14 protein-coding genes and 1 pseudogene are annotated in these 15,113 nt (G+C 40.6%); 7 read left to right on the plus strand and 8 right to left on the minus strand.

The features are described 5' to 3' along the window. The 3 genes and pseudogenes from PR808_RS00160 to PR808_RS00170 form a co-directional block, all read right to left on the minus strand. Positions 1-2,850 (minus strand): RHS repeat-associated core domain-containing protein, encoded by a 2,850-nt coding sequence (locus PR808_RS00160; protein WP_272538409.1) that lies wholly within the window; start codon positions 2,848-2,850, stop codon positions 1-3. 907 nt (positions 2,851-3,757) lie between these two features. After that, positions 3,758-3,976, minus strand: a pseudogene (locus tag PR808_RS00165) (RHS repeat-associated core domain-containing protein); the annotation flags it as partial. 104 nt (positions 3,977-4,080) lie between these two features. Continuing rightward, positions 4,081-4,344: a DUF3811 domain-containing protein gene (locus tag PR808_RS00170; RefSeq protein ID WP_206086030.1), complete on the minus strand. Its 264-nt coding sequence runs from the start codon at positions 4,342-4,344 to the stop codon at positions 4,081-4,083. 186 nt (positions 4,345-4,530) lie between these two features. Between PR808_RS00170 and mnmH the strand changes: the two genes are divergently transcribed. Then, positions 4,531-5,619 carry a tRNA 2-selenouridine(34) synthase MnmH gene (gene mnmH / locus PR808_RS00175; RefSeq protein WP_272538513.1) on the plus strand — a complete coding sequence of 363 codons (1,089 nt, stop codon included), beginning with the start codon at positions 4,531-4,533 and terminating at the stop codon, positions 5,617-5,619. 45 nt (positions 5,620-5,664) lie between these two features. Here the strand turns inward: mnmH and PR808_RS00180 are convergent, their stop codons facing one another. Continuing rightward, entirely contained in the window at positions 5,665-6,330 is a 666-nt protein-coding gene (locus PR808_RS00180; RefSeq protein WP_206086029.1) for an ArsR/SmtB family transcription factor, read from the minus strand. Positions 6,331-6,523: 193 nt separating this feature from the next. On the opposite strand from PR808_RS00180, the gene PR808_RS00185 reads away from it, so the two are divergent. The 6 genes from PR808_RS00185 (at position 6,524) to PR808_RS00210 (ending at position 11,663) form a co-directional block, all read left to right on the plus strand. Beyond that, complete coding sequence (locus PR808_RS00185; protein ID WP_272538410.1) at positions 6,524-6,880, plus strand: DsrE/DsrF/TusD sulfur relay family protein; 357 nt, start codon at positions 6,524-6,526, stop codon at positions 6,878-6,880. A gap of 19 nt (positions 6,881-6,899) precedes the next feature. Further along, positions 6,900-8,030 (plus strand): cysteine desulfurase family protein, encoded by a 1,131-nt coding sequence (locus tag PR808_RS00190; RefSeq protein WP_272538411.1) that lies wholly within the window; start codon positions 6,900-6,902, stop codon positions 8,028-8,030. A gap of 18 nt (positions 8,031-8,048) precedes the next feature. Then, positions 8,049-9,245: an MFS transporter gene (locus PR808_RS00195; protein ID WP_272538412.1), complete on the plus strand. Its 1,197-nt coding sequence runs from the start codon at positions 8,049-8,051 to the stop codon at positions 9,243-9,245. Between the two features lie 270 nt (positions 9,246-9,515). After that, complete coding sequence (gene modA, locus PR808_RS00200) at positions 9,516-10,265, plus strand: molybdate ABC transporter substrate-binding protein (protein WP_272538413.1); 750 nt, start codon at positions 9,516-9,518, stop codon at positions 10,263-10,265. Positions 10,266-10,282: 17 nt separating this feature from the next. After that, positions 10,283-11,062 carry an ABC transporter permease gene (locus PR808_RS00205; RefSeq protein ID WP_241016889.1) on the plus strand — a complete coding sequence of 260 codons (780 nt, stop codon included), beginning with the start codon at positions 10,283-10,285 and terminating at the stop codon, positions 11,060-11,062. Then, positions 11,049-11,663 (plus strand): ATP-binding cassette domain-containing protein, encoded by a 615-nt coding sequence (locus PR808_RS00210; protein WP_272538414.1) that lies wholly within the window; start codon positions 11,049-11,051, stop codon positions 11,661-11,663. Before PR808_RS00205 ends, PR808_RS00210 begins: the two co-directional genes overlap by 14 nt. A 252-nt stretch (positions 11,664-11,915) precedes the next feature. On the opposite strand, the gene PR808_RS00215 is transcribed toward PR808_RS00210, so the two are convergent. From PR808_RS00215 to PR808_RS00230, 4 genes are all read right to left on the minus strand, one after another. Next, entirely contained in the window at positions 11,916-12,560 is a 645-nt protein-coding gene (locus PR808_RS00215) for a LysE family transporter (protein ID WP_272538415.1), read from the minus strand. A gap of 117 nt (positions 12,561-12,677) precedes the next feature. Continuing rightward, entirely contained in the window at positions 12,678-13,136 is a 459-nt protein-coding gene (locus PR808_RS00220; protein WP_272538416.1) for a YaiI/YqxD family protein, read from the minus strand. Between the two features lie 169 nt (positions 13,137-13,305). After that, positions 13,306-13,797: a GNAT family N-acetyltransferase gene (locus PR808_RS00225; protein WP_206086020.1), complete on the minus strand. Its 492-nt coding sequence runs from the start codon at positions 13,795-13,797 to the stop codon at positions 13,306-13,308. Positions 13,798-13,843: 46 nt separating this feature from the next. Continuing rightward, positions 13,844-15,064 (minus strand): MFS transporter, encoded by a 1,221-nt coding sequence (locus tag PR808_RS00230; RefSeq protein WP_272538417.1) that lies wholly within the window; start codon positions 15,062-15,064, stop codon positions 13,844-13,846. Between the last annotated feature and the right edge of the window lie 49 nt (positions 15,065-15,113).

Raw genomic sequence — 15,113 nt, forward strand, 5'->3', positions numbered from 1 at the left:
TTAGTTAAGCCGAACATTAGACACCGTCGTTGCCTTGGATTTTAATTTCTTAGGAACAAGCATTTGAGGACGGTAAAATAACGAAATTAATTGGTCAAAACTGTCATTGGTTGAGGTTTCATAAACACTTAACTGTGACTCAGAAGAAAGCAAACGTGCTGAGTCCACGATTCTTAAAGCAAGTGCTGTTCTAAAATCTTGAAATGAATACAACGTGTTAATCGCACTCTCTGCGATCGTTTCACTTTTTAGTGCGGCGACACCTGATGAGTCATCAGGAAAGCGTGCTGTTAAACGTTTTATATCCGTTTCTCTGCGATAAAAGTCCAAGGTATCATTGATAGCCATATGGCTATAATTCATATACTTATAGCCCGTGATATCATCTACAGAAGTGACGTACAGGTTATCACCGAATTCACTCCGTGTTTTTCCGCGCACTCCTCTGATCCCTAATGAGAAAAAAGCAAAATCAACCGTTTTCAAGTTCAGTACATCGCTTGGTGTGGTATTGGTTTCACACGCAGATAAGATCCCTTTCTTGATGAGCTCATTTCTTGAACGAAACGTTGCACGGTTATGGGGTTTAAGAAATTGTTGGTCTGAAAAATGCAGTAAGGTGAAATCTAGCTTAGTAAAGTTATCAACAAAACCTCTCTCATCATCACTCAGGTCACCTACCTTAGTCCTAATCTGAACCATATTTTCCTGAGTATGCGCAAAAAATGTCTCTAAGTTATTAAAAACAGGGCGATAGCTATTATTATCTAACCATCGTTCACCTAAAGACATAATCTGGTAGCTCTGGTTGGCACGTGATTTTGCCCGGTAATTATTATACTGCTGGTAATATCCTACAACGCGGTCAATTGGGTTAAGACCATCATTATCTTGGTATTTTAATGGGTTATTTCTCGTCATTCTAAAAAGATTTAAACCATCGACTGTTCCGCCAGGGTCTGCACTTAGCCAACGACCACACCATGGTTGATAATAGCGATGACCGTAGTAATATAACCCTGTTGCATCAAGTTCTTTTCCTGAATAGCGTATCGTTTTGTAATCCGCTTCAACGTCATTACGTACAAGCCATACTGCAGTCCCTCCATAGGGGTAGTATTCTTCTAGGCTAATTAAGTTACCTTGGCTATCTAGCTCTAATCCGCTATTGCCATTAAATGAATCAATAGAATAACGTATTGAATTATTATCTATTTCTTTAGGTTTTCCTTGTTCCCAATGCAAAACCTGAACCCGCACTCCATTGGTTTCATTGATATGGATAACCTGAAGTTTCTCTTGATGGTTAATATTTTTTAGTTCGAGATTAGGTAAGTAAATGACAGTCGCTATTTGTTGATTATGTTCGGTGAGTTTAAAAATTCGTTGGTGGTCGCTACCATAACGGTATTGTTCGTAAATCGTTTCCCCCCTCATACTCAGTAATTCTTGACGTACAGTCCAATCCAGCGTTTGGCCCTTCATTAATTGCTTTTGCTGTCCACTCTGCGTGAAAAATGCATCAACATCTTTAGCTTCCATCGCCAATGAATAATCTATTGCGCGGTTACTTCTATCACTGACCGTCATTTTTATTGTATAGCCGCTATGTATTGCTGGAGTGCGATGGCGGGATTCGATTAAATTACCTGATTTATCATAATGATATGTGCGATTGTAATAGGTGTACATCGAACTATCGAACATAAAACGTTGAGGAGATGCATGCCTTTGCTGATTAATATTCGCCATTTCGCGGCCTGTTACACTCACTAACTGATACAGTGTATCGTATGTAAACCTTTGTTCAGGCTCTATTTTTTGATTTTGCCAAAAACGTGTTTGCTCTGCATCATTACGAATACATAATATATTTCCGACGGGGTCATATTGATAACGCAAATCCTGAAAACATTTAAAACCCAATTCGTGATTATTTGCTCGTTCAGTGCTAAACCGAATAAGCCGTTGTGTTTGTGGTTCATATTCATAATATGTCACAACACCATTTCCCAATTTTTTATACAGTTTTTGCCCAGCTGCGGAATACTCTATTGATTTGATCATGCATTGTGTAATCTCGCCTTTTATGGTTAACCCACAAAATTGTAACTGCCCTGCGATATCATAATGTAAACGCTGTTGATGCCCCTTTGCGTTTATACTAAGAATGTTAGCCCCAGTTGCATCATTTTTTAGTTCTGTACAAAAAGGCTCAGGATTTAACATCCCATCTCGGTCATTTGTATTCCAGTTAACATAAAAATCTTGATTATCAAGTGATTGAATTAACTTTCTTGTAATGTGAATTGCCTCCCCAGTGAGAGAGATTTGGCCTATTTGCAATAGGCCAGCCGTATCATAGTGACGAATACATTGACCAGACAAATTAGCATTTTGCTCGTGAAGTGAGTTCCCTGCATATTCAAGGTAATCACTAATACGCTCCCCCTGCTCGGCAGTTTTTTCCCAAATATGCGTTAACCGGCCTAAAGACGCTGACGTTTCATAAACAAAAGTACGCCATAAATTATTGGCATTAAGACTTAATAACAAACGTCCTGCAGAATCATTAAGAACCCTCACCGTACCGTTATCTATTCCCTGAGTTTGCAGTGAAAACCCCAAAAGGTTATATCTATAATTGAAATTAACTTGTTGTTTTACATATTGTCGCGGGTCAGCAACGGTTGCTAAGAAACCATGAGTGTTAAATTGATAAAACTCAATACGCTCCTCGGTCTGTTCTGCAAAATTAGGATGCCTATAATAGTCAATTTTCCGGATTTTATTTCCTCGATTATCCCTTACAACCACTAATGGTGTTGATGTAAACAAAGACAAATTCATATTATTTTCCTTTATATTCAAATCATTAATGAATATTCATTCTCTGCCCTTGTACAATTCGAGTATTCTTCGAATGTAATTTTTTAGGGACAAGAATTTGAGGGCGGTAAAAAAGGGAAATTAAATTATCGAATTCTGCGTCTGAAGTTGTTGAGAAAACAATTTGTTGCGAATGTTTGTTGAGTAATCGCGTTGATTTGACGATGCGTAATGCAAGTGCTTCTTTAAAATCACTATACGGATAAAGCGTATCACTGGGTTTTGTTGCAATTTTTTCATGAGTTAATGTTGCGGCAGCACACAGATCACCTCGAAATTTGTCAACAAGCCTACCTTGTGATGTCATTCTTTTATCAAACAGCATCGTATCATTAATTGCCATATGCCCATATTTTAAATACTTATAATCACGCACTGAATTTAGTGGGGTAACATATTTTAAATCACCAAATCGGCTACCCATTTTCCCTGTCACTCCCTCAACACCGAGAGAGAAAAAAACAAAATCTTTTGTTTTTAAACCCACAAAATCGAAATCTGTGGTGTTCGTGTGGTCAGAGCGGATCAGCATTTTGTCTAGCAAGCTATCTCGGGAACGAAAAACGGCATGACTACCACGTTCTAAAAATCGTTTATCTGTGAAATGAATTAAGTCAAATTTTAATTCGTTGAAATTATTCACAAATTCTAACGAATCGCCCCTGATTTCACCCACAGCAAGGCGTAAATTCTGCATATTATCCTGCGTCATTGCATTGAAAGAATCGAGATCCATAAACGGGATTGAATCATCAGAGCGTGAAACCCAATCTGTACCTGTCGACATGATTTTATAGCTTTCATTGGCTCTTATTTTAGCCTTTTCATCAATGCGCCGATGATAATATTCAACAATTTGATTAAACGGATTTAGCCCATTATTATCTTTATATTTCAGTGGGTTATTCCTTGCCATTCGAAACAAATTCAATCCATCGACAGTTCCACCAGGGTCGGCACTTAACCAACGCCCACACCATGGCTGATAATAGCGATAACCATAATAGTAAAGCCCTGTTGCATCCCGTTCTTTACCTGAATAACGATGTGTCTTATCTTCCCCTTCAAGCGCACTGCGTGCTGCCCAATTAGTATTTAGTATCTAATAAAAGAATCGCGTACTTCATATTTAATGAAATACGCGATTCTTTTATACTAACAATTAAAAAATATATTACTCATTCATTTAATTTAGCGATAACCCCGTCGATGATTACTCGAAGACCAACTGTATGTTGTATCGCTTGGAACTAGTTTATCTTTTTTCTGTTGCGCTCGAATTTTTCTAGTTTCTTTATCAACTTCTTTAGAAATTTCCGCAATAATTTCTTTTTTGACTTTCGTTTGCTCAGAATTGGTTAATTCACGTTCTAATTTCTTACGTTCTTGTGCAAGTCGTGTTCGCACTCGGTTTTTTTGTGTCTCTGTCATTTCCTGGATAGTTAACATTTTCATCGTACAGCCCCTTACTCATGTTCAAATTCCGATTTACAATATAACACTATTCGCAACACCATAATATGAAAAACAACAATCGTTATACCTTAATAGGCCTTTTTTGATTCAGCGATAGCTGTAAAAATACGGAATTAGGCGTATAGTATTCGGTATTGCTACTTGGATAAGCGTATTTTTACTATTATGGAATTAATCCCTTCACTGCAAAATATTCACCAGATACTTGTTTCTGATACCCCCATTATTGACGTCCGTGCTCCCATTGAGTTTCAACAAGGTGCAATGCCTGCCGCGGTAAATCTTCCACTAATGAATGATGAAGAACGCGCTGCTGTTGGTACTTGCTACAAACAGTATGGGTCACATAAAGCGGTTGAGCTTGGTCATCAATTAGTGAGTGGTGAAACCAAAGCCAACCGTATCACTGCATGGCAAACGGCTTGCCAACAATATCCAAGTGGTTTTATTTGTTGTGCTCGCGGTGGTATGCGTTCACATATTGTACAAGCATGGCTTAAAGAGAATGGCATAGACTACCCTCTAATTAATGGCGGTTATAAAAAACTTCGTCAAACCACTATTGATGCCATTAATGAGTTATCCCTACGCCCGACTATTTTAATCGGTGGATGCACAGGAAATGGTAAAACAACTCTGGTTCATAACCAACCAGATGGGATTGATTTAGAAGGTATTGCCCATCACCGCGGCTCGTCTTTCGGTCGCACTTTGCAAGCACAATTTTCCCAAGCGACTTTTGAAAATCATCTTGCTGTCGATATGCTCAAAAAGTCTTCAAATCATACGCGTTGGGTACTTGAAGATGAAGGGCGAGCAATTGGTGCAAATAGCCTGCCTATATCATTACGTTCTCAAATGGAAACAGCGGCTATCGCTGTTATTGATGACCCTTTTGAATTACGTCTTGAACGCCTTAAAAATGAATATTTTGACCAGATGACACATGATTTCCTTGGTGCATACGGTGAAGAGAAAGGCTGGCAATTTTACAGTGAGTATTTACATCATGGCCTGTTTGCAATTCGAAAGCGATTGGGCTCTCAACGGGCTGCTGAATTAACGGCGTTATTAGATACTGCATTAATTCACCAGCAAGTGACGGGCGAAACCCAATCACATTTTTCTTGGCTTTGCCCATTACTACATGAATATTATGACCCAATGTATCGTTATCAATTAAGCCAGAAACAAGAGAGAATTGTTTTTCAAGGTACATATCAAGAAGTTGAACAGTGGCTAAACCTCCGTTAATAGACGTTAAAAGCCCACGCTGTGGGCCTTTTCTCATTTAAAAGTTTAAGCATTTTCTATTTGCAGGCCTGCTGCTTTCCATTCAGGGAAACCTTCCTCAAGCCGCCTAATTTTAAATCCTTGGGCTGTAAGTAATTCAATGGCGTCAAGTGATAACAAACAATACGGGCCACGGCAATACGCCACAATTTCCATTTCTTTAGGGAGTTGGGACAACTGCTCTGCAAGCTTCTCCACGCTAATATTTAGTGCACCAGGTAGATGACCTTGGTTAAATTCGCGTTCAGGACGAACATCTAATAAAGTGACACTGCCATCCGTTAATTGAGCCAGCAAATCCTCACGAGAAATTGGTGTTAGTTTGTCTCTTGCTTCAAAATAATCTGCCATGATTTGCTTAATTTCAGCATTGTTTTGCTTACCAACAATGCCTAAAGCATTAAGGAGTTCTATCACCGAATCTTGGTTCACAATTGAGTAATAAACATGTTTTCCTTTACGTTCCGTTTCAACTAACCGCGCACGACGTAATGTTTGTAAATGACGGGAAGCGTTGGCAAATTCAATACCACAAAGTGTAGCAAGTTCCTCAACACTTCTTTTTCCTTGTGCTAAGTACTCTAAAAGTTCTAATCGGCTTGGATGGCTGATACTTTGCGCTATTTCTGCCAAATTGGCATAAATACGCTGTTTAGGGTCGATATTGGCCATATTTTCCTCCGAAAATCCCACTTCTTTTCGCCTGTCATGCTCATCTGCATTGAATTGTACCTTATCTTATCGCTTTCCCCTACACCGCAAATTTCCGTTTAACATATTGACATAGGCAACTTTACGATCAATCATTATCGATATTAATTGAATGTTTCGATTGTTACTATAATCTAAATACAGGTAAAATACCATGAAAGCCTTAATAATATTAAACCGTGAACCCTACGATGGAACCGATGTCACATGGAATGCTTTGCGTTTAGCAAAACAGTTATTATCAGATGGATGTGAAATCCGCATTTTTTTAATGAATGACTCAGTGGATCTTGCCCGTGATATCTGCAAACCACCGACAGACTACGACCAAGATCTTAGCCAAAATTTAAAAGACTTAATCACCCAAGGTGCTTCTGTCAAAGTGTGTGGTACTTGCCAAACTCGCTGCGGTATTTATAAAAATGAGCCTTATTTTGTAGGGGTGCAGAAAGCAACCATGCAAGATCTCTCTACTTGGGTCATGACTAGTGATAAGTTATTAACATTCTAATTACTTAATTGGGTTAACTATGCCATCTCTCTATTTTGATTTTAATGCAAGCACACCGATTCACCCTGAAGTTCAAGCCTCAATGCAGCCGCTATTGAATTCACTGTATGGCAACCCTTCAAGCCAGCATTGGGCTAGCGATAATGCAAAATCGCGTTTGGAACATGCCCGTGCACAAGTTGCATCGTTAATAGGTGCACATACCGATGAAATTATTTTTACCAGTGGCGGAACTGAATCAAATAATCTCGCACTCAAAGGGCATTTTTTTAATCAGTTATCACGCCATCCTAATCCACATATAATTACGCAAATCACTGAACATCCATCAATTTTAAGCCCTCTCGCATTTCTTGAGAAATTAGGTGCAACAGTCACTTATCTTCCTGTTGATCAATTTGGTCGTGTGTCGCCGCTAGATGTGAGTAATGCAATCACGCCTAACACGACATTCATTAGTATTATGCACGCCAACAATGAAACAGGTACTATCCAACCCATTGAAGAAATTGGTTATATTGCTAAACAAAACAACATTTGCTTTCACACTGATGCGGCACAATCCATTGGAAAAGTCACAATCGATGTTAATCAGCTGAATGTAGATTTGTTAAGTATTGCTGGACATAAAGTCTATGCCCCGAAAGGGATTGGTGCTTTATATGTACGCCGCGGCACGATGTTAGAACCCATTAACCACGGTGCTGGGCATGAAAATGGCCTTCGTGCTGGTACAGAAAGCTTGTTACTTGCCACGGCGCTTGGCCTTGCATGCGAAATTGCACAAACACAAAATAAAAACGCTGACATAAGACAATTACGCGACAATTTTTGGCAGCAACTTGTTGACCTTTATGGTGACCAGGTTTTACTAAACGGCCATGAAACCCACCGTTTGCCAAACACATTAAATGTGGGTTTCAAACACCAACAAGGCGCTGATCTTCTAGGTAAATTATCGGGTGTTGCTGCGTCGACAGGGTCTGCCTGCCACGAAGGTCAAGCCACCCTTTCACCTGTGCTCTCGGCGATGAACGTTGACTCTAGTTATGGTCTTGGTGCTATCCGCTTTAGTCTTGGCCTTGGCGTAACCCAACAAGACATAAACTTGGTAATTCAAAAGCTCAAACATATTCTGCCCTCTAATTAATTTCTAAGGCCATATTTTATGCACCCCAAAAAAATGTACCAACAAGTGTGGCTGCTAGCGAGTGCCCAAGCATTATTTCAAATTGTCTCTGTCATGGTGATGACCATCGGAGCCCTTGCGGGAGCCCAGATGGCTTCATCTCCAACATTAGCTACATTACCCATTGCAGGTATGTTTTTGGGAACGGCCACGATGATGTTTCCCGCATCTCTTTGGATGGCCAAAATTGGGCGACGAAATGGTTTTTTGGTCGGTGCACTCTTAGGGATAATAGGTGGGCTAATTGCAGCATATGGAATAGTCATCCAATCATTATATGTTCTTAGCTTTGGAACGATTTTAATTGGTGGTTACCAAGCTTTTGCGCAATTTTATCGATTTGCAGCCAGTGAAGTAGCCGATAATTTGTATCGCCCAAAAGCAATTTCGTTAGTGATGACTGGTGGCGTAGTCGCTGCGCTTTTAGGGCCTTTACTCGCCCGTTCTAGCGCCAGCTTTTTTGATGCACAATATTTAGGTACCTTTCTATTATTAGCGGTAATTTCCCTCGGTGCTATCGCCGTTTTATGCAAATTAGATATCCCAATGGCTGAGCCAAAAACGGTGGCTCACGCCCCTATATCAACTCGCTCATGGAAAACCCTCGTTTTACAACCTACCTATTTGGTCGCAGTATTTATTGGGATGACCAGCTACGGCGTAATGGTACTTGCGATGACAGCAATGCCGATTGCAATGATGAGCCATCAGCATTCATTAGGTGCAACCACGACCGTAATGCAACTTCATGTATTAAGTATGTTTTTACCCTCTTTTATTACTGGTAGCCTTATCACGCGATTCGGTGTGCTTAAGATCATGTTTGCGGGTATTGCCATGTTTATTGGGCATATTCTATTTGCACTCTCAGGTGTTTCTTTTGCATCATTCGCTAGTGCATTGATTTTATTGGGAACTGGTTGGAATTTTATGTATATCAGTGGCACAGCACTTTTGACTTCAACTTACACGCCAGAAGAAAAGGCTAAAGCGCAAGCAACTAATGACATGAGTATCTTTATGGTTAGCCTTGCCTGTTCGTTAGCTGCTGGCGGGCTATTAAATTACCTAGGTTGGCAAACCTTAAATATCATGTTGTTACCATGGTTAGCGTGTGCTGTTCTTGCCATTGTGTGGTTGATTTACATTCAACGTAAAACCGCACGCATTAATTAAATTCCTCTTGGCTTGTCAGCCTTCTACAGTTAGGTGTTAGAAGAGCGCTAATTTTAGCTTCCACTCTCTCTATAACAGGGAGTGTGAAACCCTTTCAAATTATCTCTCCAGCAAATCAGATTTGGCTTTAAGTTCATTCGACTGATAAGCCAACTCATCATTAAATTCTCAAATAGCTTAATGAATATCAAAACTTACGCAGTTGCGCCTTGCGTAATTTAACCTGATTCCTCATTATGTGTTTTTTTATATAACGATAACGAGGTACTCATGCGCCGCCTATTACTCTCTTCTTTATTTATCTGCTTTACATTACCCCAAGCGATGGCTGCTCAGCTACACATGTACGCAGGAGCAGGATTGCGCCCACCGATTGAAAAAGTGGTCGAAAAATTCGAAAAAGAAACAGGCAATACTGTCACTGTTGAATATGGCGGTTCGGGGCAAATTTTGACGCGCTTTGAGTTAACTCAGCAAGGGGATTTGTTTTTCCCGGGATCTGAAGATTATGTTGAAAAACTGCAAGCCAAATCTTTAGCAACAGATGCATACCCTATCGTACGCCATATCCCAGTTGTTGCCGTACGAAAAGACAAAGCTCAAGGAATAGCCAGTATTGAAGATCTCGCCAAAAGTAATTTGCGGCTAGGTATGGGCGATCCGAAAGCTATCGCTTTAGGCCGCAGTGGTGAACTGTTACTTGATGCCAGCGGTTATGGTGACCAATTACGCGATAAAGTCATTGTTCGCGCCGCAACGATTAAGCACCTGTCCATGTATTTGCTAAATGGCGAAGTGGATGCCGCAATTATTGGCCGAGCTGATGCGATGAAGAACCAAGATAAACTGCTTGTGTTGCCATCCCCAGAAGGTAGCCCTGAAGAAATCGCCACTATTGCAGTACTAAGCACTAGCGCTGCGCCAAAAGAGGCTAAATTACTTGCTGAGTATTTTGCTGCGCCTGAAGGTATCAAAGCCTTTACAGATTATGGTTTTTTACCTGTTACCGCGAAAAAATAATTATCAATATGTACCCTATCATGAAGTGGGCACTTGTGCCCCTATTGCTCTTATTACTCTTGATTGTCGGATCATTGACGGCGCTGTTGTTTCAGCTCACTCCATCCCTACTTTCACAATTAATTGCTGAGCCTGAGTTTCATTTCGCGATTTTAATGTCCCTTGCTACATCCTTGACGTCATTATTTTTCGCATTCTTAATTGCCATTCCTGCGGCTTGGGTGATGACACGCAGCGAATTTTTCGGTAAACGTGCGGTAGATGCACTGTTTGACTTGCCCCTCGTCACTCCACCGTTAGTCATTGGGATAGGCTTATTGCTACTTTTGGGTAGCCAAGGGCCTTTTTCTGTGATTTTCCCAGAACTAAGCCGTTGGTTATTTTCCCCACTTGGCGTGATCATTGCGCAAACTTATGTGGCAAGTGCGGTGCTATATCGTTCTGCACAAGGGGCATTTGCCGCCATTGACCCTGCTTTTGTCAGAACAGGGTTAAATTTGGGGTTATCTCCTGCAAAAACATTAATCTTGGTTGAGATCCCTCTTTGTTGGCAAGGGCTAATGAGTGGCGGCATATTGGCCTACTCACGGGCTTTGGGGGAATTCGGAGCCACCTTAATGTTGGCTGGCGCAACTCGCTTTAAAACAGAAACTTTGCCCATGGCAATTTATTTGAATATTGCCAGCGGTGATTTTTCACTCGCGCTCGGGTGTGCTCTAATTTTAATGGCATTAGCGGTTGTGCTGTTGCTAGCACTTCACCGTTTAAAAAGGCGGAAAACCCATGCTAAATCTTGAGAATATTCATGCAGGGATTTTAAAGAACGTGACACTGTCACTTAGAGAGGGATGCTGTACCGCGATTTGTGGCCCTTCTGGTAGCGGGAAAACCACGCTGCTCAATTGCATTGCAGGTTACCAACATTATCAAGGCGATATTTATTACCAAGGTAACATATTGAATAAATTGCCCATATGGCAGCGCCCCTGCCGTTATCTCAATCAGCGTTTGTATTTATTTCCGTGGTTGAACGTAATGAACAACCTCCGTTTAGCCCAGTACGCGGCTAAAATCCCCAGAGATAAGCAACACATTATCGCTTTGTTAGATAAGATGAATATTGCTCACTTGGCCAAGCGTTACCCCCATGAAATATCAGGAGGTGAACAACAACGGGTTGCACTTGCTCGCGCGATGATTTCATCGCCATCTTTGCTCTTATTAGATGAACCGTTTTCCAGCTTAGATTGGCAAACAAGAGAGCAACTTTGGTCGCAAGTGAATCAATTAAAACGCGATGGTGTCACTATTTTATTAGTCACTCATGAACCGAAAGAAGCGGCAGCGTTGGCGGAATACCACGTTGCCATAGAAAACGGCAATATACTCCAGAGTTAGCAAAAAGAGGCTTAAGCCTCTTTTTGTCTTTCTCGATTAGATAAAAACCACACCGACTAAATACAGCATCCCCATCACAAAACACACGGACGAGCTGACATACCAAAATAAATCACTATTTCCTGCAAAACACGCTTTTATCAATGGAAATAAAGCGGCTCGAAGTAAAATTAGCGCTTTGCCTTATTTAATTGCACTTGCAATGATTGCAAATGCAATTATCAGGCAAAGTCAAATGAAGCCTAATCCCCTCTACTTTTTAATGATTAGTTCTGTAACACCTTGATAGATAAGTCTTGTTGCTAATGTACCTAAAATCAACCCGACCACTTTCCCAACCACTTTATGAATACGGGAATAGCGCCGTCTAACAGATGAAAGAGAAAATGTTTGGCAGAGAATAATTCGCCATATCAATGAAGCCAACACGATCCCCAGCCAGATCACCAATTTTGCCCATAGCGGCGTTGAGGGGGAAATAGTGGTTGAGAAAATGCTCATGAAGAATAACACCGTTTGCGGGTTCGAAAGATCAGAAATTAAGCCACGGCGAAAATACACACCTTTAGGGAAGTATTCAGTCATATTCTCAGTGGATAAATTTAGTTGGGTTTTATTTTTAAAAACGCTAATCGCGTAATACAGTAAATATAATCCGCCAAGTATTTTAATTAACGAAAACAAAGCACCAAATTCAGACATTAAGGTCACAAGCCCAAATAATCCTAACCCTGAATAGATAGCGTTGCCTAAAACGACGCCATAACCGCAAGTGAGCCCTGCCTTTTTTCCTGAACTAAGTGTGGTTTGGACAACAATAAATAAATTGGCACCAGGATTAAAAAACGTCAGTATAAATAAAAATAGAGTGATAATAATGCTATGTAACGGATCCATAATTTTGTCTTCGAAAATTTAGGGTTTTCTATTATAGACACGAAATTATTATCAACTCTATTTTAAAATACAGATTTACTGCGCAAAATCAGGGTATTTAGTCGATATCAAATATGCTTAGCTTAACGATTTTTTTCGTTGCAATAACCATTTATCTAATTCATTTGCAAATTGTTGGCGATCCCGTTGATTTAAGCTTGCAGGGCCGCCTGTTTGTACACCACTTGCCCGCATCGTATCCATAAAATCACGAATATTCAGGCGTTCGCGAATAGTCGCCTCGCTGTAACGCTCACCCCGAGGATTCAATGCAGAAGCCCCCTTTTCCATCACTTCGGCAGCAAGGGGAATATCCGCAGTAATCACTAAATCCCCTTTTTGGGCACGGTGAACGATTTCATTATCTGCGACATCAAAGCCCGCAGGAACTTGTAAGGTTTTTAAAAAACGAGATGGCGGAACCGACAAGCGTTGGTTGGCAACAAATGTAATTTGCACATTTTCTCTGTCAGCTGCGCGATATAAAACTTCTTTGATAACCTTAGGACACGCATCCGCATCAACCCATATTTCCATTATTTTATCCAAAACTTAGCGGTATATTATGGAGATATCATAACACGATAACGGCAAGAAACAGTACTGAAGTGATTTTGGTAGGGTTTAATTTAAAGTTACATCAACCAAGCTTATCACTGATAATATTAACAATTAATCTGAAATAAACTTGGTTTTCATTTGATAGCTAAAGCACCATGACCATTTCATGCCATGTCATTCCACCGTGATCTGACTCAGAAGGTTTGACATATTGGTAGCCAAAATGCTTGTACAGATCCACATGACGTTCTTTGCACATTAGATGAATAGTTTCTTTGTTATTTTTTCGCATTAATGCAATAAATTCGGTCATCAACATGGATGAATAGCCCTTTCCTTGATGGTTTGGGTGAACTACAACAGACATAATGACCACATTCGGAGCCTGTGCATCATGGCCGATAAGCTCTTTAAATTCTTCATCGGACATCACCACATCCCACGCGCAGCCTGCATTTATGAAGCCAACGATTTCGCCAGCCACTTCCATGCATAAAAAACCTTGAGGATACTGTGTTATACGTGTTGCGATTTTTTCTTTTGTCGCTGCCTCGTCGCCTTCATACGATTCAATTTCAATCGCGAAACACGTATCGACATCACCAAGTGTTGCTTGCCTAAATATTGGCTTGTGCATTTTATAACCTCTTATTGTTTATGCTTATTTTATTAAACTTTTAGTACTATAGGCACTCGGTTTCGCACTTTTTCGTCATTTTTTGTTGCGCATTGAGTTGGACGTAACTTAATGCGGTGGATAACACGACCAAAGTGCCCCCAACAATTGCCACGAGAAACCCCGCGTTCAGCCCATAAGTATCAACCATTTTCCCCGTCATCATGGCTCCAATAGCCACACCAATGTTTAGTCCGGCGAGTAACCAAGTCATCCCTTCCGTTAATCGATTTGGTGGAACGATATTTTCCACTAATGACATCGCAATAATCATTGTTGGTGCAAAGAATAAACCTGAAATAAACACCACAATTGCGAGGGAATAAACGCCGCTCACCCACCACATCGGTACAATAGATAAGAATGTCATTAACCCGCTAATAACCAGTAAACGCGGTAACGATATTTTTAGATTGAGCGCCCCGAAAACGAGCCCCATTGCACAAGAACCAATTGCATAAGCTGACAAGACTACGCTTGCCGCAGCAGGTTGTTGTTGTATCTGCGCGAGTGTGACACTTAAGATGTCCACTGACCCAACAATGATCCCTAATGCAATCATTAATGCGATCAGCAGTTGTAAGCTTATCATCGACAAAATCGGCTTTTGCTTCGGTGATAAGGTTTCATGTACGGTAACATTGGGTTCCGTACTACGTTGTTGTACAAGGAGTATCACACCCAACAATAATAAAACAGCGGCAACTAATAAGCCCGCTTGTGGAAACAAAATAACCGTCAATCCCACAGACAGTGGAGGCCCTGCAATAAATGTCGCATCATCAAAAACAGTTTCAAGGGAATAAGCCGTTTGTAAAATGGGCTGACCTTTATACAATTCCGTCCACCGTGCCCTAATCATGGCAGACATGCTGGGCATAGCACCTGCTAAAAATGCACCAATAAATAACCCAGCATCGGGCAATGCAAACCATGTTGTTGTGACGAGCAACAAAACCCCAGATAAACTAATAAGCGTGACCACAGGTAACACGCGATACTGTCCAAGTTTATCAACTAATCGGGAAATTTGTGGTGATAATAATGCATAAGTAAGTACAAACGTTGCCGAAATTAGCCCTGCTAAAGTATAGCTATCCCTTAATTGTGCCAGCATAGTGATAATCCCAATGCCCATCATCGGTAACGCTAGACGAGCCAGTAACCCTGCAATAACAAAGCGTTGGCTTCCTTCAGCTTGAAAGAGTTCTTGATAGCGACTTAGCATGTAAGCTCCATGTGATAAATTCATTATACATACAACGAGTATGTATAAT

It is taken from the genome of Providencia sp. PROV197 (assembly GCF_028479625.1).
Classification (GTDB): domain Bacteria; phylum Pseudomonadota; class Gammaproteobacteria; order Enterobacterales; family Enterobacteriaceae; genus Providencia; species Providencia vermicola.

Coding starts and splice junctions, on each gene's coding strand:
- PR808_RS00195 (WP_272538412.1), top strand. CDS start 8,049: ATGCACCCCAAAAAAATGTACCAACAAGTGTGGCTGCTAGCGAGTGCC.
- PR808_RS00230 (WP_272538417.1), bottom strand. CDS start 15,064: ATGCTAAGTCGCTATCAAGAACTCTTTCAAGCTGAAGGAAGCCAACGC.
- PR808_RS00210 (WP_272538414.1), top strand. CDS start 11,049: ATGCTAAATCTTGAGAATATTCATGCAGGGATTTTAAAGAACGTGACA.
- PR808_RS00180 (WP_206086029.1), bottom strand. CDS start 6,330: ATGGCCAATATCGACCCTAAACAGCGTATTTATGCCAATTTGGCAGAA.
- PR808_RS00170 (WP_206086030.1), bottom strand. CDS start 4,344: ATGAAAATGTTAACTATCCAGGAAATGACAGAGACACAAAAAAACCGA.
- PR808_RS00220 (WP_272538416.1), bottom strand. CDS start 13,136: ATGGAAATATGGGTTGATGCGGATGCGTGTCCTAAGGTTATCAAAGAA.
- PR808_RS00190 (WP_272538411.1), top strand. CDS start 6,900: ATGCCATCTCTCTATTTTGATTTTAATGCAAGCACACCGATTCACCCT.
- PR808_RS00160 (WP_272538409.1), bottom strand. CDS start 2,850: ATGAATTTGTCTTTGTTTACATCAACACCATTAGTGGTTGTAAGGGAT.
- modA (WP_272538413.1), top strand. CDS start 9,516: ATGCGCCGCCTATTACTCTCTTCTTTATTTATCTGCTTTACATTACCC.
- mnmH (WP_272538513.1), top strand. CDS start 4,531: ATGGAATTAATCCCTTCACTGCAAAATATTCACCAGATACTTGTTTCT.
- PR808_RS00215 (WP_272538415.1), bottom strand. CDS start 12,560: ATGGATCCGTTACATAGCATTATTATCACTCTATTTTTATTTATACTG.
- PR808_RS00225 (WP_206086020.1), bottom strand. CDS start 13,797: ATGCACAAGCCAATATTTAGGCAAGCAACACTTGGTGATGTCGATACG.
- PR808_RS00185 (WP_272538410.1), top strand. CDS start 6,524: ATGAAAGCCTTAATAATATTAAACCGTGAACCCTACGATGGAACCGAT.